Source organism: Arthrobacter sp. K410C (assembly GCF_059090105.1).
In genome coordinates, this window is record NZ_JBNHFJ010000002.1 from 308,419 (window position 1) to 332,803 (window position 24,385).

The window sequence follows — 24,385 nt, forward strand, 5'->3', positions numbered from 1 at the left end:
CCTTTGTGCATGCCTCCTGCAGGTGCCTACCGGATGTCAGCCTTGATGACGCGCCCGGTGGCCGGTGGCGGTCCTGCCGCTTCAGGCCCGCCCATCGGTGGCAGCGCGTCAACTGTGGCGTACAGCGTCCGGCCCTGGATTTCGACGTCGGCCGGCTGGTTCACTGCCAGGAACTGGGTGCGGTGTCCTTTCCAGGCGTGGAATTTCAGGATCTCGTTGCCGAAGAGCGATGCCACGTAAACGTCGCCGGTGTTGGCCACAGCCAGGCCCGTGGGGCTGAGGATGTTTTCGACCCAGAGTTTTGTCTGGCCGGTCCAGGGATTCACCTTGAAGACCGCGCCGCGGTGGCCGAGCTCCGGAATTTCCGGACCGCCCGGCAGGGACGTCACGTACAGCCATCCGTCGGGGCCGAACTCCACGTCCGTGGGGACGGGCTCAAAGGCATACGTCCGCCCGGCAACACAAGCAGGAACGTTGAAGGTATTGCCCGCCATGTCCACGGGGAGTACCAGGCCTGCCGGTACGACTGCGGGCCTGGGCGGAAGGACAGCCAAGGTGCTGACCTGGCCCGAATGAATGTTCACCTCAAGGATCGCGTTGGCCCCGGCATCGGCCACGTACGCAGTGTTGCCCCGCACCGCGGTGGCATAGGCGTTCGAGTCGAGTTTGCCCTTGTAGCGGGCCGGGAAAGCTTCGGGCCAATCCTTGAGGCACTGATCGCTGACGTCACTTCCGAAGCCGTACTGCTGGTTGCCATCGGGATTATTCTTCCGCTCGTAATCCGCCAGGTCGGCTATAAGCCGCTCCTCGCCGTGCGGCCTGATGGCTTTCAGGTAGCCCTTCAGGCCCTCCGCAGGACCTCCGGCGCCGGCCGTTTCCAGGAAGAACGTTGTGGTTCCACGGGTTTCCACGCCAGCCACGCCAAAGCCTTCGGGGGCCTGGTAGATGTCCTCGACGTCGCCGTCCCTGTCGATCCGGCTGAGCGTGCCAGCGAAGTCCTGCGTCACGTACAGGGACTTGCTTGTCCCGACGGCCAGGTGCAGGGGAGAGACCAGGCCGGTGGCCACTTCCTCGTAGGGCTCGCCGTGGTGGCCCCAGTCGGAGGCCGAAGACGGTGCGGCCGGGGCGATGACAGCTGCCAGGGCCAGGGAGGCGATCAAGGTGAGCTTTCTCTTCATTGCGTACTCCGGGGTTGGCGCCCTATAACGGGCCGGGATGAGGGTGCCCCACGGGGAGGCAGTACAGCTGAAGCCCCAGGGCGCCAGACTATGCCTGCAGTGAACAGATGTCGTCGGGACTTTCCCCCTAATACGCCCCCTATTTCATCCCCTAACCGGGATGCGGTGGCTAGGATCGAGCTATGACCCAGGCACCTGAGCACCTTGAGTCCACGCGGTACCTTGAGCAGGCCGTGGAATTGGCCGTCCGGAACGTTGCCGAGGGCGGCGGGCCGTTCGGTGCGGTGGTGGTGACTGCCGACGGGCGGGTGCACGAAGGCGTCAACCGGGTCACCCGGGACAACGATCCAACCGCCCACGCGGAGGTGGTGGCCATCCGCGCCGCCGCCTCGGCGACAGCCAACTTCGACCTCCACGGCGCGGTGCTGTACGCCAGCTGCGAGCCCTGCCCGCTCTGCCTTGCGTCCGCCCTCTGGGCCCGGATCGGCCGCGTATACTTCGCCGCTGACCGTCACGGCGCCGCAGCTGCCGGGTTCGATGACGCCTTGTTCTACGACTACTTCAGCGGCGCCCGCCCGGAGCTGATGCCGGTCACCCGCGGTGACATCCCGACGTCGGGCGCCCCCTTCCAGGCTTGGGACGCCTTCGCCGGAAGGAGGGAGTACTAGGCATGGAACCCGCACTCATCGCCTGCCCCTCCTGCGGCAAGACCAACAGGATTCCGGCGCAGGCAGCCGGGATGCCGCGCTGCGGCAACTGCAAGGCCGGGCTGCCCTGGATCGTCAACGCCGGAGATGTTGACTTCGCCGCCGTGGCCGAGAGGTCACGCGTGCCGGTGCTGGTGGACTTCTGGGCGGACTGGTGCGGGCCCTGCCGCATGGTGAGTCCGGTCCTGGACAAGCTCGCCCGCGAACGGCCAGGCCGGATCAAGCTGGTCAAAGTCGATGTGGACAAGGCCCCGGGCCTGTCGCGGCGGTTCGATGTGCAGGCGATCCCCACCCTGATGGTGCTGGTGGACGGAAAGGTTGCCGCCCGGCAGGCAGGCGCGGCGCCTGCAGAGGTGCTCCGCTCCTGGCTTGACGGAGCCCTCAGCGGCGCGGCACGCTAGCGGCCGGGGCCGTTACTCCAGGCCGGGCCTCGCCGGCAGGCGCGATAGCCCCTCCAGCAGTTCCTGCTTCCGTCCGCACAGGGCAATCCGGACCCAGCCCTCGCCGATCGACCCAAAAGCAGTGCCCGGGGCCAGGGCAACACCGGCGTCCGCCAGGAACCGGCGCACCCATGCCCGCACGTCGCCACCACTGGCGTGCGACATATCCGCCCACAGGTAGAAGGCGCCCTGGGCCTGGAGGTACGGGATGCCCTTGGCGTCAAGGACTGCGGAGGCGGCGTCGCGGTTCTCCCGGTAGTGCCGGTGGGCGTGCTGCACATAGTCCTGGGGGCCGGTGAGGGCAGCGAGTGCGGCGTACTGGGGCGGCGCCGCGACGCAGGAGACGATGGATTCCATCACGTTGTCCATCTGCTGCTTCAACTCCGGCGGACACACCAGCGCCCCGACCCGAAGGCCCGTGAGCCCATAAGTCTTGGACAGGGTCAGGGAGGTGAAGACCCGCGCTTCGCCGGGCGTGCCGCCGTCGAACCTTGCCGGGCTGATGTGGGGCACGTCGTAGGTGAACGCCTCGTAGCATTCGTCCGAGATGACCCAGAGATCATGCCGCCGGGCCAGGTCCATGAGCTCGCGGGTCAGGTCCCCGCCCAGGACGGCACCGAGCGGGTTGGACGGTGAGTTCAGCACCAGCACCCGGGTTCGGTCCGTAATGAGCGCTTCGACATCCTCCGGCCGGGGCTGGAATCCATGCCCGGGGTACAGCGGGTACCCCACGGGCACGGCGTTCAGGAGCCGGCCGGTCATCGCGAAGGTGGGGTAGCCCGGGTTGGGGATGAGGATTTCATCGCCGGGGGAGAGCAGCAGGCTCATGGCCAGGTGCAGGCCCTGCTGAGCGCCCGCCACGACGTACACCCGGTCGGCTCCCACATCCACGCCCTGCTGTTCCCGGAACCTGGCGGCGAAGGCTTCGCGCAGGTCAGGAATACCTGCATTGGGGGTGTAGTTCGTTTCATCGCGGTCCAGGCACGCCATGCCGGCGTCCAGCACGTGGCGGGGGAGCGGGAAGCCCGGCTCCCCGATGCTCAGGACCAGTGCGCCGGGGGTGCGCCACGCCGCCTCGGTGATCTCACGGATCTGGTTGACGGGCACGTCGCGGACATGGGCGGCAAGCTCGGGCATGCCTGCCATCCTAGCTGCCGCCATCCTGCACCGGCGCCCCAGCCTGCGCCGATATACTGGTAGGCGTGCTTTCTGGACTGGTGATAGTGGACAAGCCGCAGGGATGGACCAGCCATGATGTGGTTGGCCGGATGCGGCGCCTCGCAGGGACCCGGAAAGTGGGGCACGCGGGAACCCTTGATCCAATGGCCACCGGCGTCCTGGTGGTCGGCATCAACAAGGCCACGCGGCTGCTCACCTACATCGTGGGCACCTCCAAGACCTACACGGCCACCATCCGCCTTGGGCAGTCCACAGTGACGGACGACGCCGAGGGTGAAGTGACTGCCACGGCCTCCGCCGCCGCCGTGGACGAGCAGGCGATTCACGACGGCGTCGCAGCGCTCACGGGGGACATCCAGCAGGTGCCCAGCAGCGTCAGCGCCATCAAGGTCAATGGCGAACGTGCTTATGCGCGGGTCCGGTCCGGTGAGGACGTCAAGCTCACAGCCCGCCCCGTCACCATCCACCGCTTCGAGGTCCACGGCATCCGCCGGGATGACGAAGCCGGCGTGGTGGATGTGGACGTAACGGTGGAGTGCTCCTCAGGTACCTACATCCGCGCCCTCGCCAGGGACCTGGGCAACGCTTTGGGCGTCGGCGGGCACCTCACGGCGCTCCGGCGGACCCACGTTGGTCCGTACTCCCTTGAGCAGGCACGCACCCTCGAACAGCTCGCCGAGGAGCTCAACGTCGTGGAAATGTCCCAGGCGGCGCGGGCGCTGATGCCCAACCGGGAGCTCACCCCCGAGGAAACCACGGAAATCTCGTTCGGCCGCCGCATTGCCGCCGGAGCGGAACCGGGGAGCCCCTCCGCCGCCACGCCCGACCATCCCGCCGCCGCTTTCGCCCCGGACGGAAGCCTGGTGGCACTGCTTGCTGACGCCGGCAGTTACGCCAAGCCGGTCCTGGTGTTCGCACCCGGCAACGGCGCACCCACGGCGGCGGCAGCGGGGGAGGCCTAGGTTGGACGCGTATTTCTGGATCATCCTGGCGGTTGGCCTGCTGTCCACCGCCATCTGCCTGGTGGCCGGCATTATGAAGAAGGCGCCCAACGACGTCACCATCCTCTCGGTGGCCGCCGTGGAACTCGCCCTGGTTGTCTATCTTGTGGGTTCGATCGTCCGGGTCATCGCCGGGGAACCCATCGCGGGCGAGGCGTGGGAGTTCTGGGGCTACCTTGCCACGGCCATGCTCCTGCCCCCGGCTGCCGTCTACTGGTCCATCCTGGAACGGACGCGATGGAGCAACTTCGTCCTGGCCGCCGTCGGTGTGACGGCCCTGGTGATGGCCGCCCGCATGAACCAGATCTGGTACTGAAGTGGAAGAAGCACGCAACGTGAATGACCAGCAATCAGCCGCCGTCGGCAGTGCACCCGCCGGCACCTCCCGCAATACACGCAACACGGGCCCGGGACGGCTCCTTATCGCCGTCTACGCCGTTTTTGCCATTTCGGCCTCTGCCCGCGCCGGCTACCAGATCCTCACCAAGTTCTCCGAGGCCCCGCTTGCCTACCTGCTGTCCGCCTTCGCGGCCCTGGTCTATGTGATAGCCACGGTCTCCCTGGCGAAGGCCGGCAGCACCTGGTTCAAAGTGTCCGTCGCCGCCGTGCTGGTGGAACTTGTGGGCGTCCTGGTGGTGGGGGCGCTGAGCGTCTTCGATGCCGTGGCGTTCCCCCATGAAACCGTGTGGTCCCTGTTCGGCCGCGGCTACGGCTTCATCCCGCTCCTGCTGCCGATCCTCGGCCTGGTGTGGCTGTACCGGCGCCGGCCCCCGGGAAAAGGGGCACGGTGAATACGGGTAACCTTGAAGAGTTCCGCGGCCGGTCCGGCTGCGGAATGTTGATGCTGCAGGCAGTCTAAGGCGAGGGTGATGGTCTACATCTGGAACGATCCGTCCGAGGTCCCGGCGGACTTCGGCCCATCTGTCGTCACCATTGGGAACTTCGACGGCGTGCACAGGGGACACCAGCAGGTGCTGTCCCAGCTGATCCGGACGGCGCGCCTCACCCGCTCCAAAGCGGTAGCGGTCACCTTCGATCCCCACCCTGCCCTGGTCCATCGTCCCGAGTCCGCCCCCGAGTTGATCATGGGGCTGGACGACAAGCTGGAGGCACTCGGGGAGCTGGGCCTGGACGCGATTTTGGTCATGAAGTACTCACTGGACCTCGCAAGTCTCACCGCGGAGGAATTCGTGGAGCAGTACCTGGTGGACTGCCTGCACGCCAGCCACGTCGTGATCGGCCATGATGCCCGCTTCGGCCGCGGCAATTCCGGGGACCTGGACACCATGAAGGCCCTGGGCGAAAAGTTCGGCTTCGAGGTCCAGGTGATCAGCGAGTTCGGCTCCGAGGGTTACCCCCTGCATGACGACGACGGCAAGGACCGCCGCTGCTCGTCCACGTGGGTCCGCGAAGCGCTGCAGGAAGGCGACGTCGCCACGGCGGCTGCCGTGCTGGGCCGGTGGCACCGGATGCGCGGCGAAGTGGTGCATGGCGCCGCCCGCGGCCGGGCCCTGGGTTTCCCCACCGCCAACCTCGCCTCCAACGCCAGCGGCCTCATTCCTGCCGACGGCATCTACGCGGGCTGGCTTGTGGACCAGGCCGGCAAGCGCTGGCCAGCCGCCATCTCGGTGGGCTCCAATCCCACGTTCGACGGCGTCAGCCGCCAGGTGGAGGCCCACGTCATCGACAGGCCCAAGGAGGCCGTTGAGGACTTCGATCTGTACGGCCAGACAGTAGTTGTGGAATTCGTGGCGCGCCTTCGGGGGATGGTGGCCTATCGTGGGCCTGAAGCACTGGTGGACCAGATGAAGCTGGACGTGCTCCAGGCCCACGACCTCCTGGTCAAACGCTGACCAGACGTTGACCAGACCGGGGCGCCGCATCCGGTCCGCTGCATCCGTCCCGGCGGGAAGCTGCCGGGGTCCGCATGGAAAGGCAGTACGTGTCCGTCGAAAAGAACACCCGCAAGCTGGATAAAGGCATTGTCCGTGACTTCAGTTCCCGGATGAGCTACGCCTCCTACCTTCAGCTGCCCATCCTGCTGAGTGCCCAGCAGCCGGTCAGCAAGCCCGAACACCACGACGAACTGCTGTTCATCATCCAGCACCAGACCACGGAGCTGTGGCTGAAGCTGGTGCTGCATGAGCTTCGGAGCGCCGCCGCCTGGCTCCGTGACGATGACCTGGGTTCGGCACTGAAGGGCATTGCCCGGGTCAAACACATCCAGAAGACCCTCACCGAACAGTGGTCCGTGCTGGCTACCCTGACCCCTACCGAGTACTCCCAGTTCCGCGGCTTCCTGGGCAACTCCTCCGGCTTCCAGTCCGCCCAGTACCGTGCCGTGGAATTCGTCCTGGGCAACAAGAACCGCAAGATGCTTCCGGTGTTCGAATCCGATCCTGAGGCCACTGCCATGCTGTCCGAACTCCTCGCAGCGCCCAGCATCTACGACGAATTCCTCGCCTACCTTTCCAGGCACGGCTTCGACGTCCCTGCCTCGGTCCTGGACCGGGATGTCAGCCGCGCCCACGAGTTCACCCCCGAACTGGTACCGCTGTTCAAGCACATTTACGAACACGCGGCAGAGAACTGGAGCGCGTACGAGGCCTGCGAGGAGCTTGTTGACCTGGAGGACAATTTCCAGCTGTGGCGGTTCCGCCACCTGCGGACGGTGCAGCGGACCATCGGCATGAAGACCGGAACGGGTGGGTCCAGCGGCGCCGCCTTCCTGCAAAAGGCCCTCGAACTCACTTTCTTCCCGGAGTTATTCGCAGTCAGGACGGAGATCGGCCAATGACCACACAGCAGCAGCCCCTGGTGGAAGAAGAAGGCGTGGCGCTGCAGCAGCGCGCCGAAGAGCTTGACCGCCAGGACCCACTGGGACGCTACCGGGGCCACTTCATCGGCACCGACACCCCGCTGTCCTACCTGGACGGCAACTCCCTGGGCCGCCCGCTGAAGCGGACGGCCGATGACATCGCGGCGTTCATCCGCGAGGGCTGGGGCGGGCGCCTGATCCGCGGGTGGGATGAGGAATGGCTGGACCTGCCGCAGGCCATCGGCGACCAGCTGGGCCGTGCCGTGCTGGGTGCTGCGCCCGGGCAGACGATTATCGCGGACTCCACCACGGTGGTCCTCTACAAACTGATCCGGGCTGCACTGGCCGCGGTGGCTGACCCGGACCGGAACGAGCTGGTCCTGGACACTGAGAACTTCCCCACGGACCGTTACCTGGTGGAAGGCATCGCTTTGGAGGAGGGCCTGACGCTCCGCTGGATCAAAGCCGACCCCGCCGCCGGGGTGACCGCCGACCAGGTGCGCGAAGCGACCGGCCCCCGCACCGCCGTCGTCCTTCTCAGCCAGATCGCCTACCGCTCGGGACACTTGGCAGACCTGCCCGCCATCACCAAGGCAGTGCACGACGCCGGCGCCTTGGTGGTGTGGGATCTTTGCCATTCCGCGGGGTCAGTGGAGATTGACCTCGACGGTGCGGGCGTGGACTTCGCAGCGGGCTGCACGTACAAATACCTGAACGGCGGTCCGGGTTCTCCCGCGTTCGCCTACGTCAACCAGCGGCACCTGGCCTCGCTGAACCAGCCCATCTGGGGTTGGATGGGCCGGAAGAACGCCTTCGAGATGGCCATGGGGTATGAGCCGGCGGCAGGCATCCGGGGATTCCTGAGCGGCACCCCCGCCATCTTCGGAATGCTCGCCATGCGGGGAACCCTCGACCTGATCGAGGAAGCGTCCATGGCTGCCATTCGGGCGAAGTCGGAGAAGCTGACGGCGTTCGCCGTCGAAATCTTCGACGCCTGGCTGGCCCCGCTGGGCGCCGAACTGGCAACACCGCGCAGTCCGGGGGAGCGGGGAAGCCACATCACCGTGGACCACCCCAGGTTCACCAAGGCCACCGTGGCGTCGCTGTGGGATGACGACGTGATCCCCGACTTCCGCTCGCCCCGCGGCATCCGGGTAGGACTCTCACCCCTGAGCACCAGCTTCCGGGAGGTGCTGCAGGGAATGGCGGCCATCCGGGACCGGTTGCGGGACTGACACCGACTGTTTCGACAGGTTAGGCCCGGGCCGGTAAACTTGACGATGGATCCGGCTGCAGTCCGTGGCGGCTGGTTCCTGTCGTGTTCGGACCCTCCCGGTTTTCCGGGCCAGGCACCGGCGGCAGACCCGGCAGTGATTTTCTGACCGGGCCCTCACGGCACATTTCATAGGAGTTATTGTGGCACTTGACGCCGCTGTAAAGCAGTCCATCATCAAGGAGTACGCAACCGTAGAAGGCGACACCGGTTCACCGGAGGTCCAGGTTGCTGTCCTGACCCAGCGGATCAAGGATCTGACTGAGCACATGAAGGAGCACAAGCACGACTTCCACACCCAGCGCGGCCTGCTGGCCATGGTGGGTCGCCGCAAGCGCATGCTGAGCTACCTCAAGAAGACCGACATCGCCCGCTACCGTTCGCTCATCGAGCGCCTCGGCCTGCGCCGCTAGTCAGACTTCGGGGGCGGCCCTTTCCAGCACGGAACGGGCCGCCTTCTTCAATCAAAACTAAACAGGAGGATCAACCGCATCACGCATTCGCGGTCCTCGGTAGTGATCCCCGGGAAGGCTTCAGCGACTGAAGTCCCGGCCCGTGGGTCTCGATCGATGACCGGGTGCAGGGCCAGTAGACAGATGCTGGCCAGGTTGATGCGGCTGGACTTCCGTAAAACAGAAACGGAGGTGACTCTCTTGGAGGGTCCCGAAATCCAGTTCTCAGAAGCAATCATCGACAACGGCCGCTTCGGCAAGCGCGTGGTCCGGTTCGAAACCGGCCGCCTCGCCAAGCAGGCTGCCGGTGCCGCCATGGTGTACATCGACGAAGACACCGCGCTGCTGTCCGCCACCACGGCCGGCAAGCACCCGCGCGAAGGCTTTGACTTCTTCCCGCTGACGGTTGACGTCGAAGAGCGCATGTACGCCGCCGGACGCATCCCGGGCTCGTTCTTCCGCCGTGAAGGACGCCCGTCCACCGAAGCCATCCTGGCCTGCCGCCTGATGGACCGCCCGCTGCGCCCCGCCTTCATCAAGGGCCTGCGCAACGAGGTCCAGATCGTGGTCACCGTCCTGGCGATCAACCCCGACGAGCTGTACGACGTGGTGGCCATCAACGCCTCCTCGATGTCCACGCAGCTGTCCGGCCTGCCCTTCTCCGGGCCCATCGGCGGCGTCCGCGTTGCCCTGGTTGCCGACGAAAACGGCTCCCAGTGGGTTGCCTTCCCGAAGCACTCGCAGCTGGAAAACTCCGTGTTCAACATGGTTGTTGCCGGCCGCGTTGCCGGTGACGACGTCGCCATCATGATGGTCGAAGCCGAAGCCACGGACAACTCCTGGGCCCTCATCAAGGAACAGGGCGCCACCGCCCCCACCGAAGAGGTTGTTTCCGAGGGCCTCGAGGCTGCCAAGCCGTTCATCAAGGCTCTCTGCGACGCCCAGGCCGACCTCGCCGCCCGCGCTGCCAAGCCGACAGTCGAGTTCCCTGTCTTCCTCGATTACGAGGACGACGTCTACGCCGCCGTGGAGTCCGCAGCCATCGAGAAGCTGACCGCTGTCTTCCAGATTGCGGACAAGCAGGAGCGCGAGAACGCAGCTGACGCCCTCAAGGACGAAGTCCTGGCCAACCTGGCCGGCCAGTTCGAAGGCCGCGAGAAGGAACTGTCCGCAGCATTCCGCTCGGTCACCAAGCACGTTGTGCGCCAGCGCATCCTCAAGGACCAGATCCGCATCGACGGCCGCGGCCTGACCGACATCCGCCAGCTCACGGCTGAGGTCGAGGTCCTGCCCCGCGTCCACGGTTCGGCGATCTTCGAGCGCGGCGAGACCCAGATCATGGGTGTCACCACGCTGAACATGCTCAAGATGGAGCAGCAGATCGACTCGCTGTCGCCGGTGAAGACCAAGCGCTACATGCACAACTACAACTTCCCGCCGTACTCCACCGGTGAAACCGGCCGCGTGGGCTCGCCCAAGCGCCGCGAAATCGGCCACGGCGCCCTGGCAGAACGCGCCCTCGTGCCGGTCCTGCCGTCCCGCGAGGAGTTCCCGTACGCCATCCGCCAGGTATCCGAGGCCCTCGGGTCCAACGGTTCGACGTCGATGGGTTCCGTCTGCGCCTCCACCCTGTCCATGCTGAACGCCGGTGTGCCCCTGAAGGCCGCCGTCGCCGGCATCGCCATGGGCCTGGTTTCCGACCAGGTGGACGGCCAGACCCGCTACGCAGCCCTGACTGACATCCTCGGCGCCGAAGATGCCTTCGGTGACATGGACTTCAAGGTTGCCGGTACCTCCGAGTTCGTCACAGCCATCCAGCTGGACACCAAGCTCGACGGCATTCCCGCATCGGTGCTGGCAGCAGCCCTTAAGCAGGCCCGCGAAGCACGCCTGCACATCCTGGAGGTCATCAACTCGGCGATCGACACCCCGGATGAGCTTTCCGAGTTCGCACCGCGCGTCATCGCCGTGAAGATCCCCGTGGACAAGATCGGTGAGGTCATTGGCCCCAAGGGCAAGATGATCAACCAGATCCAGGAAGACACCGGCGCCGACATCTCCATCGAGGACGACGGCACGGTCTACATTGGCGCCACCGACGGTCCGTCTGCCGAGGCAGCACGTTCCGCCATCAACGCCATTGCCAACCCGCAGGTCCCCGAGATCGGCGAGCGTTACCTGGGCACGGTCGTCAAGACCACCACCTTCGGTGCGTTCGTGTCGCTGACCCCGGGCAAGGACGGCCTCCTGCACATCTCCGAGCTGCGCAAGCTGGCCAACGGCAAGCGCGTGGACAACGTGGATGACGTGGTTTCCGTCGGCCAGAAGGTCCAGGTGGAAATCACCAAGATCGACGACCGCGGAAAGCTCTCGCTCGCCCCTGTGGTGGCCGAGGAGGAAGGTGCGGCTGAGACCGAGCGCGCCCACACCACGGAACCTGCTGAAGGCGCCGAGGTCTAACAGCTCCGGTCTCCGGCAGAAGCAATGAATCGGCGGGGCCGGTGGATGATCCACCGGCCCCGCCGCTGTTACGATGGCAGCCAGATCCGGCTGCCCGTCCTGAAAGGCCTCAATGACTGTTGTACCCCTGCCTCTTGAGCAGAACCACCGCGGCGACACCCTGGTCCACGGTTCCGACGGCGGCTCCGAAGTCCGGCGTTCCGTGCTGCCCGGGGGAGTGCGGGTGCTGACGGAGGCCATGCCGGGGCAGCGGTCAGCCACCATCGGCTTTTGGGTGGGCGTTGGCTCCCGCGACGAGGCCCCCGGCCAGCACGGGTCCACGCACTTCCTTGAGCACCTGCTGTTCAAGGGCACCAAGCGCCGCACGGCCCTGGAGATCGCGTCAGCGTTCGATGAGGTGGGCGGGGAATCAAACGCCGCGACCGCCAAGGAAAGCACCTGCTACTTCGCCCGGGTGCTCGATACCGACCTGCCGATGGCCATCGACGTGATTGCGGACATGATCACCGGTGCGGTCATCGACCCCGCTGAGATGGAGCAGGAACGGGACGTCATCCTCGAAGAGATCGCCATGGACAGCGATGATCCAACGGACGTCGCGCATGAGCACTTCGTATCCGCCGTGCTCGGCAGCCACCCCCTGGGCCGTCCCATCGGCGGAACGCCTGCCGCGATCAAGGCTGTGGCCCGCGACTCCGTGTGGGAGCACTATCGCCGCTACTACCGGCCGGACGAACTGGTGATTACGGCTGCCGGCGGCTTGGAGCATGACGTGGTGTGCGACCTCGTCATCACCGCACTGGAATCAGCCGGCTGGTCGCTCGAGGCCAGCGCTTCGCCGGTTAAGCGGCGTTCCACCGAGCCCTCGCTCATCACGGGTACCGCCGGGCTGCATGTGGTCAAGCGCGCCGTCGAGCAGGCCAACATCATCATGGGCTGTCCCACCATTGTTGCCACTGACGAGCGACGCTACGTCATGAGCGTCCTGAACGCTGTCCTGGGCGGGGGCATGTCCTCCCGGCTTTTCCAGGAGATCCGTGAAAAGCGGGGCCTGGTGTACTCCACCTACTCCTTCGCTTCCTCTTACGCGGATGCCGGCTATTTCGGTATGTACGCAGGGTGCACCCCGTCCAAAGTCCGGCAGGTGCTGGACCTGCTGGCTGTTGAGCTGGACAAGCTCGCCGAGCACGGGATCTCCGACGAGGAGCTCCGCAAGGCGGTAGGACAGCTTGGCGGTGGCATCGTCCTGGCCCTCGAGGACACCGGTTCACGGATGTCCCGGCTGGGCCGCGCCGAACTGGTTTCCGGGGAATACCAGGACATCGACGAAACCCTTCGCCTGATCAAGGCCGTCACGGCCGAGCAGGTTCAGGACCTTGCAGCCGAACTTGCCGCCGCACCGCGGACCGTAACCGTCGTCGGCCCCTTCGAGGAGACGGAAACCTTCGGACTCTGACCCCTGCCGCCACATTCGTGCCTGGGCATAGGATGAGCGCATCCGGCGTTCGGCAGAGGGCTGACGCCTTGCGGTAAGGGGTGAAGGGCGTGGACGAACCCCTGTCGGGCACGGACAACACCGGCCAAGACGACCCCGGCAGCATCAACCCCGCCGACATCAACGCCGCCGGCGGCCATTCCGCCGACGCCCATTCCGCCGACACCCGTTCCGTTGCCAGGGATGCTGCTGCGGCGCATGCCGGCGGCCGTCCCACCGGTGTCCATCCTGCCGACCATCCTGCGCTGCGCGGGCTCCTCGGCCGCTGGCGGGGGAGCACGCGCCTGGCTGCCGGCCCGTGGGGGCCAGAACGTACGGTGGAGGCGGACGTTACCTACCGGCGGGTGGCGAGTGGCTTCGGCGTTGTGCAGACCTATAGCCACCGGGAGCCGGACGGGACGCACTTCGAAGGCCACGGAATGTTCACGGTGGACCCCGACCACCCTGATGTTCTCTGGTACCACGCGGACACGACAGAACCGGTGCCGGCGGCTCCGGACCGCTGCACATGGCGCGGGGGTGTGCTCCGGGTGGAGCGCCACGGCAGTGCCGGCTGGACCCGCCACTCCGTGCGCCTCGACGGCGACGTGCTGACTCATGTCACGGAATTGAGGTCACGCGAGCCTTCCAAGACGCAACCCGGCGGAGGGAGCGCTGAAAATGCCGGCGCTGATGGCACAGGCTCGGCTTACACCCCGTTCATGACGTCGATTTTCACCAGAGGATGACATGCCCGTGCTGCCGGGGCTGCGGAGCGCCGTTGTCATATCGGGTTAGGAGACGCGCATGGCGTCAGGTGGTTGCTGGGGTTTGGGTCTTGCATGGCCAAGAGTTTGAGGGCTTCTGCGCTCGAGTCCCAGTCCCTGTCCGGATCCGCCAGCAGGATGGAGGGCGTGGAGTAGTAGCTGTCCCAAGCTGCGTCGTCCCACGTGAGGGAGTCCGGAGGAATATCGTGGAGGTCCATCCCGGGGGGCCATTGAGGTGGTTCCCAATCTGGTTGTTCGCTTGGGTAGTGTCGGCCGGTGGGTGACGTATAACCGGGTGGTTGGTTTTCTGTTGCCTGCGCGGGTGCCCAGCCGCTGTTGTGCTTCAGGCGGTGGTGTTTTGGGCAGAGTTGTGCCAGGTTGCTGATGCCGGTTGTTCCGCCGTGTTGCCAGGCGGTGAGGTGATCGGCTTCGTTGTCGAGGGAGTTGTTGTTGCAGCCGGGGAAGGTGCATTTGCCGTCCCGCAGGGTCAGGGCTTGTCGCATTGCTTTGGTGATCCGGTAGCTGGTGCGGCCTATCTCGAGGGGTGCGCCGTCGCGGGGGTCGACGAGGACCCGGGTGAAGGAGTCAGCGCCGTCGGTGAGGAGTTTGCGGGCCATGGACGCGGGGATAGGGCCGTATCCGTCGAGGCTGGCTGGTTCGTCCGTTTGGCCGATCAGGGCGAACACGGGGACGGTCACCAGCACGTCGGCGCGGGGTGTCGGGACTTTCCCGAGGCTGGAGTCGCCCTCAATTGGGGTGGTCGCGATATTGCTGTAGCTGCCGGCAGTGCCGCTGGGCTGGTGGGAGGGCGCAGCCAGGCTGTCGGGAATGCTGAGGTCCGCTGCCAGTTCGTCGGAGCCTGAGAGTGTGGCGACCCCGATGAAGGCATCGGGTATGTGTTCTCCGATGACAGCAAGTTGTTCATTGCCCTGGTTGACTGCCGTGTTCGCACCGCTCTCCAGGGTGCCTGCTATGTTCGCGCCGCTGGCTGCGCTGTCTGCGTTGGCTGTGCTGCTAGTGGTGGTGTGTGAGAGGAGGCGGCGGGCGAACTCGTCGGCCTTGATCTGGGGCAGGGTCCGGGTCTCGGTGGGGCCTTGGAGGCCGCGGGCGATGGCGGTGTTTTTGTTCCAGATCGCCGTGGCGGAGTCGGCGGGGAGGTAGGCGGAGATCCAGGCCATGCCGTCACGGTCCCGGTGGAACTCGACCCGCCGGTCGGCCACGGATTTAGCGTGGCGTTTTTCGATGGAGTCGGGGTGGTGGCGTTCGCGCCAGGCGCGGACCTTGGCCCGGAGCCGGGACGGTACGAGGGCGGTGGCGGGGCAGCCCCGGGCCGGGTTCGGTGCGTCCGGGTCCAGGAAGTGGTCCGCGAGGGCCACGGCGGCGGTATGGTGCAGGGCCTCTGTTTCGTCAGCGATGATCTTGGCGCCCTGCCAGGACAACGCCCCCGAAGACAGATTCCCGTAGACGGAGGGGAGGGAGCAGACCCGCCGGGCCTGGGTGAGGAACGCCCCTGCGGCCCCGGCGCTGATGGTCAGGATCCCGGCGAGCTCTTCCACCGCTGATATTTCCGTGTAGGTGCGGTCGTGGGTGGAGGCGTCGGGTGGGGTCAGGGCCTGCTGCAGGTCGAGGGACTGGGCGGCGTCGCGGGCCTTGAGGGCGGCGACCTGCGCCTCGAGCTTTGCTATCAAAGCCAGGCGGTCCAGCCGGATCTCGTAGGCACGTTGGAGCACATCCGTGCCCGTGCCGGAGTTCTCGGGATCTTGCAGACGGGCGTCAAGGAGGAACAGCGCGTTGATGGCAGCCATGGTGGCAAAAACACCTTCCATCGGTGCTGCTGTGATCGCGCCGTTTGTGGCTGCGCCGTTTCCCATAGGAGAATCATCGCCGGAGGCACTGACATTCTGGCCCGCATCGCTTCAGCGGCCTGATCCGCGGCAGGACCAGCGGGCGGATAGTCCACAGGCGGCTACGGAGCAGCTACGGAAATAAGGCGCGGTGCGGAACTAAGGCGCGTTGCGGGCTTTATCCGCCGGCGAACGGAGGCAGCACGTCAATCACATCTTCCGGCCTCACAACGGTTGACTGGTCGCGCACCGCCACCTCATTGAGCAGGAAGCTGCTCCGGGAGAGGATACGGGGGAGCGAAGGGGTACCGGCTGGAGGTTCCGGCCGCTCCACGGACTGTATAGCCTCCAGCAGCCCGGCCACCGTAGTGCCCTCAGGCAGGTCGAACTTCTCTTCCTCGAGGCCTGCGGCTGCACGTGCGGCAGCGAAGTAACGTACGTTCATAAACTGCTAGCCCCCGATGGCGCTCATGCTGCGGTCCGGCTGGACGAAGTCCGGAGCGTCGAGTCCCACGTGGTCCATGCCGTGGGCCTTTGGCTTGAGCCACATGGCGTCCTGCCACCGGCGGGCGAGGTCGTCATCGCTGGCGCCGGACCGCAGGAGGCCCAGGAGGTCGAATTCCTCCCGCGAAAACAGGCAGCTCATGATCTTGCCCTCGGCTGTGATGCGGGTCCTGCGGCAGTCCGAGCAGAAGGGCTCCGTGACCGAAGCAATGATGCCGACTGTTCCCAGCACGGGGCCATCCGTAGGAGCAGCAGACCCCGCCGCCCGCCGTCGTACTTCAAAGCGTTCCGCGGGAGCACCGTCTCGGGCTCGCGGATCGGGGGTGAGGACAAAGTCGGAAGACAGCAGCCCGCGGATCTCGGCCGCGGTGATCATGTTGCGGCGGGTCCAGCCATGGTCGGCGTCTAGCGGCATCTGCTCGATGAACCGCAGCTCGTAACCCCGATCCAGCGCCCAGGCGAGCAGCGACGGCGCTTCGGCGTCATTGATGCCGCGCATAAGGACCGCGTTGAGCTTGACCGGACCAAGCCCGGCCGCCCACGCCGCATCCACCCCGGCCAGGACCTGGTCCAGGAACGGGCGGCGGGTCAGCTTGGTGAATGTTTCCTCGTGCAGCGAGTCCAGGGACACGTTGATGCGCGTCAGTCCGGCGGCCTTGAGCGGCGCGGCCTTCCTGGCAAGCCCCACTGCGTTGGTGGTCATGGAGATCGGCAGGTCAGGATGGTTCCGCCGCAGTTCCGCAATGATGTCCACCAGGTCGTGCCGCACCAGCGGCTCACCACCGGTCAGCCGCAGTTCGCGGACTCCCAACTGCTCAACGCCGACCCGGACAATGCGGACAATTTCGGCGGCGGACATGACCGCCTGCTTCGCGAGCCATTCGAGGCCCTCTGCAGGCATGCAGTACGTGCAGCGGAGGTTGCACTTGTCCGTCAGGGATAACCGCATGTCAGTGGCACGGCGCCCGTAGCGGTCCACAAGTCCGGCGCCCGCGCCGGCAGGACGGGCTGCCGGCACGGACAGTCCGGCATCCTCCCGCGGCTGCGGCATGCCTAGCTGGACACTCATGAAATCAGGCTACGCCACGATGGGCTGTAGATCACATTCGTGTCCGCGCCCAGCAGGACCATTCCGAAACACACCGGCGCTTGCGGCCACCCGCAAACCTATGCTGGACATGTGGACAGTTCCCGGCAGCAGCAGGCAGCGCACGACGGCGGCACGGGCCTTGAAGGGCCCGTGGCTGCCAACGTGGAGCAACAGTTCACGGAACGCCAGCGCCGCCGCTTTGCGTCCGCCGCCGGCGTGGTTGCCGTCGGTGCCGCAGTGGTGCTAGGGGAACTCCTGGCGGGCATCCTGAGCCCTTCCCTGTCGCCGATGACGGCTGTAGGCGGCGCCGTCATCGACGCTGTCCCGCCGGGTGTCAAGGACTGGGCGGTGGCGTTGTTCGGCACAGCGGACAAGGCCGCCCTTCTGGCTGGCATGGGCCTGGTTATCGCGGCCCTCGCTGCGGTGGCGGGGAACCTCGAGGCCAGGCGGCGCTTCGCCAGCGTGGCGGTGGTGGGTGTCTTTGGGCTGGTGGGAGTGGCCGCGGTTTTGACGAGGGCGCAACTGACGCCCGCAGCACTTGCCTTGCCGGCAGCGACTGCCGTCCTGGCGGCCGTACTGCTGCGGTTCCTGGTCCGCAGGCTTGACGCGGCAGCCTTGGCAGGAACGGAAGGCACCGCGCGGCGCCGGTTCCTGCGGAACCTTGGAGGTGGTGCGCTTGCCACCGCGGCGGGCGGAGTCCTTGCTGTAGCCTGGCGCGGCGCCACGGCAGGAGTGCATGACGCCCGGGAGCGGCTGAGGCTGCCGGCAGCAGCATCGGCCGCCCCGCCCATACCTGCCGGCGCTGAAGCCGGAGTGGAGGGGATGCAGCCCCTGGTCACTCCCAACCGGGACTTCTACCGCATCGATACGGCGTTGTCCGTGCCCGCAGTCAATCCGGACACCTGGGTTATGAGAGTCACCGGGATGGTTGAACGAGAAGTGGAGCTGGACTTCGCGTCGCTCCTGGCCAAGCCCCTCATCGAGCGTCATGTGACCATCGCCTGCGTCTCCAACCCGGTGGGCGGTGATCTGATCGGCAACGCCCGCTGGCTGGGCTGGCCCGTCCGGGAGCTTCTCGCCCAAGCCGGACCCCGCCCCGGAGCGGATATGGTGCTTTCCCGCAGTGCCGACGGCTGGACCGCCGGCACCCCGCTGGAGGTCCTGACGGACAGCCGTGACGCGCTGCTCGCCGTCGGCATGAACGGCGAGCCCCTGCCACTTGAGCACGGCTTTCCTGTCCGGCTGGTGGTGCCAGGGCTCTACGGATACGTCTCGGCCACCAAGTGGGTCACCGAACTCAAAGTCACCAGGTTTGCCGACGACGCCGCCTACTGGACCCCGCGCGGCTGGTCCGAGCGGGGCCCCATCAAGACCTCGTCCAGGATCGACGTGCCCCGCGGGGGCCGGTCCGTGCCGGCTGGCACCGTCACTTTCGGCGGCGTCGCCTGGGCGCAGCACATCGGCATTGGGAAAGTGGAACTCCGCGTCAACCGCGGCCCGTGGCGGGAAGCCAGGCTCGCACCAGGCATCTCCGTGGACACCTGGTACCAGTGGACGCTGGAGGTGGACCTGGTTCCGGGGCAGTACGAGGTGCAGGTGCGTGCCACGGATCTTCGCGGCGCAAGCCAGGACGAGGAGCAGCGGCCGGTGGCGCCCGACGGGGCTACCGGTTTCCACACGGTTAGAGTGGACGTGAAACCCTGACGGCCGCAACCGAAGGCACATCCATGACCAGCACGTACCCGCACGGCCCACAGAAGGGCCGGGCAAGGTCCACCGACAGCCACCTGGCAGCCGTCACGGAACTCCTTCGCCCCTTACGGGACTCCGCCCGGACTGAACTCCTCCCGCTGTCCAAGGCCCTCGGGCGCGGCCTCGTGGAGGACCTCACGGCGCCAATCAGCCTCCCGCCCTTCGCCAACTCGCAGATGGACGGATACGCCATCCGCTCCAGCGACGTGCCCGACGGCGGTAGGGAACTTGGCGTCGCGGCTCCCGTTCCGGCGGGCGCCGGCGCCGCAACCCTGGAAGCCGGAACCGCGGCGCCCATCATGACAGGCGCGATGATCCCGGAAGGTGCCGACGCCGTCGTACCTATTGAACGGGCCAGCCCGGACCATTTCCTTCCGCCGGGCGGCGCGGGGTGGGTAAAGCTGCCTGCCGCCGCCCCTGGCACTTATGTACGCGAGGTTGGAAGCGATATTGCGGCGGGGCAGCAGGCCCTGGCCGCCCGCACCTTCCTCGGCCCTGCCCAGCTGGGGCTGCTGGCCGCCCTCGGCGTCCCCGAGGTCACCGTTTACCAGTCGCCCACCGTCCTGCTGGTCACCACCGGGGACGAGGTAGTGGAGCCGGGCCGGGACCTTCCGGCCGGCAAGATCTACGACTCCAACGGCACGCTCCTGGAAGCCGCCATGACCCAGGCGGGGCTGCGGGTCCTGCGCGCAGGTATCTCCACCGACAATCCCGAAGAACTGCACACCCTGCTGCGGAACCAGGGGGCCAGGGCGGACCTGATCGTCACCACCGGCGGAGTGAGCAAGGGCGCCTATGAGGTGGTCCGGCAGGCGATGGCGGACCAGCCGGTGGAATTCCTGCACGTGGCAATGCAGCCCGGCGGCCCGCAGGGAATCGGCACCTTTGAGGGCACTCCGTTCCTCGGTTTTCCCGGCAATCCCGTGAGCTGCCTGGTCTCCTTCGAAATGTTCCTCCGCCCAGCCCTCTCGCAGTTGCTCGGTGCACCGGCCGCCCGGATGCCGGTCCGGGCCCGCCTGGGCCACCCGCTGACGTCGCCTGAACACAAGCACCAGGTGCGGCGCGGCAGGCTCCGGCCCGACGGTACGGTGCAGCTTGAGGGCGGCGAAAGTTCGCACTTGATGCACGCCCTGGCCGGATCGAATGTGCTGGTGCATGTTCCCGAGGGCGTAGCCGCCCTCGCTGCCGGGGATGAGGTGGAAGTATGGATGCTGTGAATTCAGAACAAACCCCCGGCGCCCTGACACATCTTCGCCAGGACGGCAGCGCCCAGATGGTGGACGTCTCCACCAAAGCAGAGACCACCCGCGAGGCAACGGCCACCGCAACCGTCAACACCACAGCGGAGGTGATGGGCCTCCTCGGCTCCGGCGGGCTTCCCAAGGGTGATGCCCTGGCCGTCGCGAGGGTTGCCGGGATCATGGCCGCGAAAAAGACTCCCGAACTGGTTCCGCTGTGCCATCCGCTGCCTTTGTCCAAGGTCACGGTGGATTTTGAGCTGGCCGCGGAGTCCGTCATCATCGTGGCCACCGTGAAGACGCGCGGAGTCACCGGCGTGGAGATGGAGGCGCTCACCGCAGCATCGGTGGCCGCCCTGAGCCTGTACGACATGATCAAGGCGGTGGACAAGCACGCCGTTCTCACCGACATCAAGGTGCTGGCCAAGAGCGGCGGCAAGAGTGGAGACTGGGCCCTGTGACCATCCATGCCACGCACAGTGCTCCCGAACCGCACCGGCACGGCGAGGTCCAGGGCCGGAAAGCCGGGGTGGTCATCGCCTCCACCCGGGCGGCCGCCGGGATCTACGACGACGAAACCGGGCCCGTGATTTCCGACTGGCTGATTGAACACGGCTTTGACGTGTACCCCGCCATGGTGGTCCCCGACGGGGAGCCTGTGGGCGCCGCCATCCGCGCCCTCCTGACCCAACGTCCCGCCGTCGTCATCACCAGCGGCGGGACCGGCCTGAGCCCGGACGACCGCACCCCCGAAGTCACGCTTCCCCTGCTGGACCGCGAGATCCCCGGCATCATGGAAGCGATCAGGCGTGCCGGCGCCGCGAAGACGCCGCTGGCAGCCCTGAGCCGCGGGTATGCCGGTGCGGCCAAGAGTACGTTTATTGTTAATCTCCCCGGCTCACCAAAAGGGGTCATGGACGGACTGGCCGTCCTGGACCCGGTGATCGGACACCTCTGCGACCAACTGGAAGGCGGACATGGGCACTGAAGCATTCGAGGTGGTTTCCGCCGTCCTAAGCGCGGAACCAATCTCCGTAGATCAAGCGATCGCCGCCGTGGAGAGCGATACCGCGGGCGCCGTGGTGAGCTTCAGCGGCGTCGTGCGCAACCACGACGGCGGGAAGCAGGTCAACCGCCTTAGCTACAGTGCGCACCCCACGGCACATCAGGTAATGTCCGACGTCGTCGCGCGCCTTGTGGCCGAGCAAGACGCGGCGTCCGGCACAGCCGGGGACGCAGGCACCGGAGACCCGGCGGCACAACCCGTCCGCATCTGGGCCGCCCACCGGATCGGCATGCTCGAAATCGGCGACCCCGCACTGGTCTGTGCAGTCTCTGCAGCCCACCGAGGCCAGGCCTTCGCCGTGTGCTCGGAGCTGGTGGACCGGATCAAGGAACAGGTGCCCATCTGGAAGGAACAGTTCTTCTCGGACGGAACGGTGGAGTGGGTCGGCGCCGGCGCCTGAACCCACCTCCGCTGGGTCCGCACATGGAAACTCACGGCACGCCGTGAGTTTCCATGTGCGTCCTGCGAGGTAACGCACACCCTCCGGTTCCTTGCCCCGGCAGGCCCGCCGGTAGGGTTAAGGCATGACCCAACAACACTCCGATCCCAAGCTGGTGGCCGTGCTCGGCGCCAACGGACGCATGGGCGCCGAAGCCGTGAAAGCCGTTGAAGCCGCACCCGACATGAAGCTCGTCGCAGCATTGGGACGGGGCGATTCCCTGGACCAGGTCACCGCCGCCGGAGCGCAGTACCTGGTGGACCTGACAGTGCCGGAAAGCACCGAGGCAAACGTCCGGTTCGCCGTTGAACACGGGATCCATGCCGTTGTGGGCACCACGGGCTGGGACGCCGGCCGCCTCTCCGCGCTGGAGGCGCTGCTGGCCGAACACCCGGAAACCGGTGTGCTCATCGCCCCCAACTTTGCCGTGGGCTCAGTCCTCGCCTCGGCGTTCGCTGCGAAGGCCTCAAAGTACTTCGAATCCGTGGAGATCATCGAACTGCATCACCCGGACAAGGTGGATGCGCCCTCTGGCACGGCCGTCCGCACCGCGCAGCTGATCGCCGCTGAACGCAGTGCCGCCGAGGTTCCGCCCAGCCCCGATGCCACTACCAGCGAACTGGCCGGCGCCAGGGGGTGCGAGGTGGACGGCGTGCGGGTGCACAGCGTGCGGCTGCGCGGGCTGGTGGCCCACCAGGAAGTCCTGCTGGGCGGTCCCGGTGAGCAGTTGACGTTCAGGCACGATTCCTACGACCGCGCTTCCTTCATGCCCGGCGTCCTCCTGGGCGTGCGGAATGTGGCAGCCCATCCCGGCCTCACCGTGGGCCTGGACGGCTACCTGGACCTGGGAATCTAGCCATGGGCGGGTTCCTGGCGGCTTTCCGGAAGAACCGCACCAAGATCTGGGTGGGTGCGGTGACCCTGCTGCTGGTCTTCTACCTGGTGGTGTCCTTCCAGCGTTCCATCCTGCTCCTGACGGACAGAAACCTGGCGGCCCAGGCCATTGGCGCCGCGTACTTGGTGCTGCCCGTTATCGGCGCGTGGGCCCTGATCCGGGAACTGCTGTTCGGCGCCCGCACGGAACAGATGGCAAAGGTGCTGGAGGCCGAGGGCGGCCTGCCCGTGGACGAACTGCCCCGCACTCCCGGCGGCCGGATCGTCCGGGCAGCAGCCGATGCCGAGTTTGAGAAGTACCGGGCCGAGGCTGAAGCCGCACCTGATGACTGGCGCTCCTGGTTCCGGCTGAGCTGCGCCTACGACGCCGCCGGGGACCGCAAGCGTGCCAGGGCATCCATGCGCGACGCCGTCCGGCTGTTCCGCGGCAAGGTTCCGGCTTCGTAGCAGGTTGCGCGTGTCGTAGCGGCTTGGGCAGCCGCGCGGGCGGCCCGGGGACGCTCAACTCAGCGGAGGGCCTTGAGCTCGCCCCGGCCTGCCTGGCTCGCCGCGTGGCCCACCCATTCCAGCGGACCGCGCCACTTCAACACCGCAAACACCATGCCCACGATGATGGCCGTCGCCGCGTGCGCAAAGTACATCCCGTCCTCTGTCCAGCCGGCAGGCAGCGGCTTGAGGTAGAACCCGGACACCACCCAGACGTGCACCGTGTACAGGGTCAGCGTCATGGCGCCTGCCCCGCGCAGCGGGAGCAGCAGGTCCAGGTCCACCCATTCGGCCAGCCGTCCCAGCAGCAGGCAGGCGCCAATGACGGCCGCTGCCACGGCTGAAGTGTGCAGCAGGTCCAAGGTAGTTGCCGAGTGCGGCGCAGCGGACGCCAGCCACCACCACGATCCTTCCTGCGGGATGCCCGTCAGGTTCACCTGGAGCACGCTGTCCAGCGGGTAGCCGGGCGAATTGAGGACCTGCTCAAGCGCGGCCCGCCCGCCCCAGCTTTCCATCGCCGTCACACCCAGGGCCTTGGCTGCCACGGCCACTACCGACCCCAGCACCAGGAGCACCACCGGAACCACCGCCTTGTGGAGCATGAGGCGGCCGATCACCAGGCCCACCAGCAGGTAGGAAAGCCACTGGAACACCGGGTAATAGCCGGTGAAGAACAGGTCCGCGAGCAGCCGGCCGGGTGTGCCGAGGTCTTCCCATTTCGGGTTGTGGCCCAGCCTTAGCGGCGGTTCGGCGGCCAGCAGCCAAGGCCGCAGCAGGTAGGCGAGTACGGGGGACGCCAGGATCCAAGCCGCGGCCCAGGCGCAGAGATGCTTCAGCCGCAGGCCCAGGAAGGGCAGGACACAAAGGAACAGCACGGCGTAATGGACCAGGATGATCGCCAGGCTTACTTCCACCCCGCCCAGCGTGAGTCCGACGGCGGCAATCACCAGGGCGCGCAGGGCAACGCCCCGGCGCGCGGCTGAGAGTTCGCCGCCGTCCAGGGGCTTGTGCTTTCCGGTGGACAGGGCGAGCCCCACCCCCGCCAATACAGCGAACAACGCGGCGGCCCGGCCCGAAAACGTCAGGCCGATCCAGGTGGGCGTGAGGTCCGCATTCGACTCGAAGGTGGGCAGCAGGTGCGTGGCCATCATTCCCAGCAGTGCCAGGCCGCGGGCAGCGTCGATGCCGTAGAGCCGTGCGGGAACGGACGCGCCCCGGGTCTTCCGGGAGGCTTTGGCCGGGGTGCGGGAGCTCATGAGCCGATCGTCTCACACCTGCCTTTGAACTAGCTGTCAAGTGCCACGGTGCAACAACGTTTGCAGC

25 protein-coding genes are annotated in these 24,385 nt (G+C 66.8%); 19 read left to right on the top strand and 6 right to left on the bottom strand.

Features of this window, described 5'->3' with window-relative positions; all coding sequences use genetic code 11:
• Positions 1-26: 26 nt before the first annotated feature.
• A complete protein-coding gene (locus AC5RU7_RS06340) occupies positions 27-1,178 on the bottom strand; it encodes a ScyD/ScyE family protein (protein ID WP_494051558.1) in 1,152 nt (383 codons plus the stop codon).
• 182 nt (positions 1,179-1,360) lie between these two features.
• On the opposite strand from AC5RU7_RS06340, the gene AC5RU7_RS06345 reads away from it, so the two are divergent.
• Both AC5RU7_RS06345 and trxA read left to right on the top strand, forming a co-directional pair.
• Entirely contained in the window at positions 1,361-1,846 is a 486-nt protein-coding gene (locus AC5RU7_RS06345; protein ID WP_494010448.1) for a nucleoside deaminase, read from the top strand.
• A 2-nt stretch (positions 1,847-1,848) separates the two neighbouring features.
• Entirely contained in the window at positions 1,849-2,286 is a 438-nt protein-coding gene (gene trxA, locus AC5RU7_RS06350) for a thioredoxin (RefSeq protein WP_494010447.1), read from the top strand.
• Between the two features lie 12 nt (positions 2,287-2,298).
• On the opposite strand, the gene AC5RU7_RS06355 is transcribed toward trxA, so the two are convergent.
• A complete protein-coding gene (locus AC5RU7_RS06355) occupies positions 2,299-3,462 on the bottom strand; it encodes a pyridoxal phosphate-dependent aminotransferase (protein ID WP_494051559.1) in 1,164 nt (387 codons plus the stop codon).
• A 65-nt stretch (positions 3,463-3,527) separates the two neighbouring features.
• Between AC5RU7_RS06355 and truB the strand changes: the two genes are divergently transcribed.
• The 10 genes from truB to AC5RU7_RS06405 all read left to right on the top strand — a co-directional run bounded on the left by truB (position 3,528) and on the right by AC5RU7_RS06405 (position 13,731).
• Positions 3,528-4,466 carry a tRNA pseudouridine(55) synthase TruB gene (gene truB / locus AC5RU7_RS06360; protein WP_494051560.1) on the top strand — a complete coding sequence of 313 codons (939 nt, stop codon included), beginning with the start codon at positions 3,528-3,530 and terminating at the stop codon, positions 4,464-4,466.
• A 1-nt stretch (position 4,467) separates the two neighbouring features.
• Positions 4,468-4,821: a hypothetical protein gene (locus AC5RU7_RS06365; RefSeq protein WP_133349922.1), complete on the top strand. Its 354-nt coding sequence runs from the start codon at positions 4,468-4,470 to the stop codon at positions 4,819-4,821.
• 19 nt (positions 4,822-4,840) lie between these two features.
• On the top strand, positions 4,841-5,296 hold the full coding sequence (locus AC5RU7_RS06370; protein WP_494051561.1) for a hypothetical protein: 456 nt from the start codon (positions 4,841-4,843) through the stop codon (positions 5,294-5,296).
• Positions 5,297-5,374: 78 nt separating this feature from the next.
• Entirely contained in the window at positions 5,375-6,358 is a 984-nt protein-coding gene (locus AC5RU7_RS06375; protein ID WP_494051562.1) for a bifunctional riboflavin kinase/FAD synthetase, read from the top strand.
• A gap of 89 nt (positions 6,359-6,447) precedes the next feature.
• Positions 6,448-7,302 (top strand): tryptophan 2,3-dioxygenase, encoded by an 855-nt coding sequence (gene kynA / locus AC5RU7_RS06380; RefSeq protein WP_494051621.1) that lies wholly within the window; start codon positions 6,448-6,450, stop codon positions 7,300-7,302.
• Positions 7,299-8,558 carry a kynureninase gene (locus AC5RU7_RS06385; RefSeq protein WP_494051563.1) on the top strand — a complete coding sequence of 420 codons (1,260 nt, stop codon included), beginning with the start codon at positions 7,299-7,301 and terminating at the stop codon, positions 8,556-8,558. The genes kynA and AC5RU7_RS06385 overlap by 4 nt, the downstream gene beginning before the upstream one ends.
• Positions 8,559-8,739: 181 nt before the next feature.
• Positions 8,740-9,009, top strand: a complete 270-nt coding sequence (gene rpsO, locus AC5RU7_RS06390; protein ID WP_494010440.1) for a 30S ribosomal protein S15 — start codon at positions 8,740-8,742, stop codon at positions 9,007-9,009.
• A gap of 240 nt (positions 9,010-9,249) precedes the next feature.
• Positions 9,250-11,508, top strand: coding sequence for a polyribonucleotide nucleotidyltransferase (locus tag AC5RU7_RS06395; RefSeq protein ID WP_494051622.1), 2,259 nt, complete (start codon positions 9,250-9,252; stop codon positions 11,506-11,508).
• A 112-nt stretch (positions 11,509-11,620) separates the two neighbouring features.
• Positions 11,621-12,964, top strand: a complete 1,344-nt coding sequence (locus AC5RU7_RS06400; protein WP_494051564.1) for a M16 family metallopeptidase — start codon at positions 11,621-11,623, stop codon at positions 12,962-12,964.
• An 89-nt stretch (positions 12,965-13,053) separates the two neighbouring features.
• On the top strand, positions 13,054-13,731 hold the full coding sequence (locus AC5RU7_RS06405) for a DUF1579 domain-containing protein (RefSeq protein WP_494051565.1): 678 nt from the start codon (positions 13,054-13,056) through the stop codon (positions 13,729-13,731).
• A 35-nt stretch (positions 13,732-13,766) separates the two neighbouring features.
• Here the strand turns inward: AC5RU7_RS06405 and AC5RU7_RS06410 are convergent, their stop codons facing one another.
• The 3 genes from AC5RU7_RS06410 to moaA all read right to left on the bottom strand — a co-directional run bounded on the left by AC5RU7_RS06410 (position 13,767) and on the right by moaA (position 17,166).
• Entirely contained in the window at positions 13,767-15,620 is a 1,854-nt protein-coding gene (locus AC5RU7_RS06410; RefSeq protein WP_494051566.1) for an HNH endonuclease signature motif containing protein, read from the bottom strand.
• A gap of 151 nt (positions 15,621-15,771) precedes the next feature.
• A complete protein-coding gene (locus AC5RU7_RS06415) occupies positions 15,772-16,038 on the bottom strand; it encodes a MoaD/ThiS family protein (RefSeq protein ID WP_494051567.1) in 267 nt (88 codons plus the stop codon).
• A 6-nt stretch (positions 16,039-16,044) separates the two neighbouring features.
• Positions 16,045-17,166, bottom strand: a complete 1,122-nt coding sequence (gene moaA / locus AC5RU7_RS06420; protein WP_494051568.1) for a GTP 3',8-cyclase MoaA — start codon at positions 17,164-17,166, stop codon at positions 16,045-16,047.
• 309 nt (positions 17,167-17,475) lie between these two features.
• Here moaA and AC5RU7_RS06425 point away from each other — a divergent pair, with 309 nt between their 5' ends.
• The 7 genes from AC5RU7_RS06425 (at position 17,476) to AC5RU7_RS06455 (ending at position 23,023) form a co-directional block, all read left to right on the top strand.
• Entirely contained in the window at positions 17,476-18,891 is a 1,416-nt protein-coding gene (locus AC5RU7_RS06425; RefSeq protein WP_494051623.1) for a molybdopterin-dependent oxidoreductase, read from the top strand.
• Positions 18,892-18,914: 23 nt separating this feature from the next.
• Positions 18,915-20,156, top strand: a complete 1,242-nt coding sequence (locus AC5RU7_RS06430) for a molybdopterin molybdotransferase MoeA (RefSeq protein ID WP_494051569.1) — start codon at positions 18,915-18,917, stop codon at positions 20,154-20,156.
• On the top strand, positions 20,144-20,638 hold the full coding sequence (gene moaC, locus AC5RU7_RS06435; RefSeq protein ID WP_494051570.1) for a cyclic pyranopterin monophosphate synthase MoaC: 495 nt from the start codon (positions 20,144-20,146) through the stop codon (positions 20,636-20,638). The genes AC5RU7_RS06430 and moaC overlap by 13 nt, the downstream gene beginning before the upstream one ends.
• Positions 20,635-21,165 (top strand): MogA/MoaB family molybdenum cofactor biosynthesis protein, encoded by a 531-nt coding sequence (locus AC5RU7_RS06440; RefSeq protein WP_494010433.1) that lies wholly within the window; start codon positions 20,635-20,637, stop codon positions 21,163-21,165. The genes moaC and AC5RU7_RS06440 overlap by 4 nt, the downstream gene beginning before the upstream one ends.
• The gene (locus tag AC5RU7_RS06445) at positions 21,155-21,643 is read left to right on the top strand and encodes a molybdenum cofactor biosynthesis protein MoaE (RefSeq protein ID WP_494010432.1); all 489 of its coding nucleotides are present in this window, start codon (positions 21,155-21,157) and stop codon (positions 21,641-21,643) included. Before AC5RU7_RS06440 ends, AC5RU7_RS06445 begins: the two co-directional genes overlap by 11 nt.
• A gap of 124 nt (positions 21,644-21,767) precedes the next feature.
• The gene (gene dapB, locus AC5RU7_RS06450; RefSeq protein ID WP_494051571.1) at positions 21,768-22,538 is read left to right on the top strand and encodes a 4-hydroxy-tetrahydrodipicolinate reductase; all 771 of its coding nucleotides are present in this window, start codon (positions 21,768-21,770) and stop codon (positions 22,536-22,538) included.
• A 2-nt stretch (positions 22,539-22,540) separates the two neighbouring features.
• Positions 22,541-23,023, top strand: coding sequence for a hypothetical protein (locus AC5RU7_RS06455; RefSeq protein ID WP_494010430.1), 483 nt, complete (start codon positions 22,541-22,543; stop codon positions 23,021-23,023).
• Positions 23,024-23,082: 59 nt separating this feature from the next.
• Here AC5RU7_RS06455 and AC5RU7_RS06460 read toward each other — a convergent pair whose 3' ends face one another.
• On the bottom strand, positions 23,083-24,318 hold the full coding sequence (locus AC5RU7_RS06460; RefSeq protein ID WP_494051572.1) for a heparan-alpha-glucosaminide N-acetyltransferase domain-containing protein: 1,236 nt from the start codon (positions 24,316-24,318) through the stop codon (positions 23,083-23,085).
• Between the last annotated feature and the right edge of the window lie 67 nt (positions 24,319-24,385).

What these genes read in the sequence shown, in the direction of transcription:
- AC5RU7_RS06340 (WP_494051558.1), bottom strand. Translation starts at nt 1,178, where the DNA reads ATGAAGAGAAAGCTCACCTTGATCGCCTCCCTGGCCCTGGCAGCTGTC.
- AC5RU7_RS06345 (WP_494010448.1), top strand. Translation starts at nt 1,361, where the DNA reads ATGACCCAGGCACCTGAGCACCTTGAGTCCACGCGGTACCTTGAGCAG.
- trxA (WP_494010447.1), top strand. Translation starts at nt 1,849, where the DNA reads ATGGAACCCGCACTCATCGCCTGCCCCTCCTGCGGCAAGACCAACAGG.
- AC5RU7_RS06355 (WP_494051559.1), bottom strand. Translation starts at nt 3,462, where the DNA reads ATGCCCGAGCTTGCCGCCCATGTCCGCGACGTGCCCGTCAACCAGATC.
- AC5RU7_RS06375 (WP_494051562.1), top strand. Translation starts at nt 5,375, where the DNA reads ATGGTCTACATCTGGAACGATCCGTCCGAGGTCCCGGCGGACTTCGGC.
- AC5RU7_RS06385 (WP_494051563.1), top strand. Translation starts at nt 7,299, where the DNA reads ATGACCACACAGCAGCAGCCCCTGGTGGAAGAAGAAGGCGTGGCGCTG.
- AC5RU7_RS06400 (WP_494051564.1), top strand. Translation starts at nt 11,621, where the DNA reads ATGACTGTTGTACCCCTGCCTCTTGAGCAGAACCACCGCGGCGACACC.
- AC5RU7_RS06410 (WP_494051566.1), bottom strand. Translation starts at nt 15,620, where the DNA reads ATGGGAAACGGCGCAGCCACAAACGGCGCGATCACAGCAGCACCGATG.
- AC5RU7_RS06415 (WP_494051567.1), bottom strand. Translation starts at nt 16,038, where the DNA reads ATGAACGTACGTTACTTCGCTGCCGCACGTGCAGCCGCAGGCCTCGAG.
- moaA (WP_494051568.1), bottom strand. Translation starts at nt 17,166, where the DNA reads ATGAGTGTCCAGCTAGGCATGCCGCAGCCGCGGGAGGATGCCGGACTG.
- AC5RU7_RS06425 (WP_494051623.1), top strand. Translation starts at nt 17,476, where the DNA reads ATGACGGCTGTAGGCGGCGCCGTCATCGACGCTGTCCCGCCGGGTGTC.
- AC5RU7_RS06430 (WP_494051569.1), top strand. Translation starts at nt 18,915, where the DNA reads ATGACCAGCACGTACCCGCACGGCCCACAGAAGGGCCGGGCAAGGTCC.
- moaC (WP_494051570.1), top strand. Translation starts at nt 20,144, where the DNA reads ATGGATGCTGTGAATTCAGAACAAACCCCCGGCGCCCTGACACATCTT.
- AC5RU7_RS06445 (WP_494010432.1), top strand. Translation starts at nt 21,155, where the DNA reads ATGGGCACTGAAGCATTCGAGGTGGTTTCCGCCGTCCTAAGCGCGGAA.
- dapB (WP_494051571.1), top strand. Translation starts at nt 21,768, where the DNA reads ATGACCCAACAACACTCCGATCCCAAGCTGGTGGCCGTGCTCGGCGCC.
- AC5RU7_RS06455 (WP_494010430.1), top strand. Translation starts at nt 22,541, where the DNA reads ATGGGCGGGTTCCTGGCGGCTTTCCGGAAGAACCGCACCAAGATCTGG.
- AC5RU7_RS06460 (WP_494051572.1), bottom strand. Translation starts at nt 24,318, where the DNA reads ATGAGCTCCCGCACCCCGGCCAAAGCCTCCCGGAAGACCCGGGGCGCG.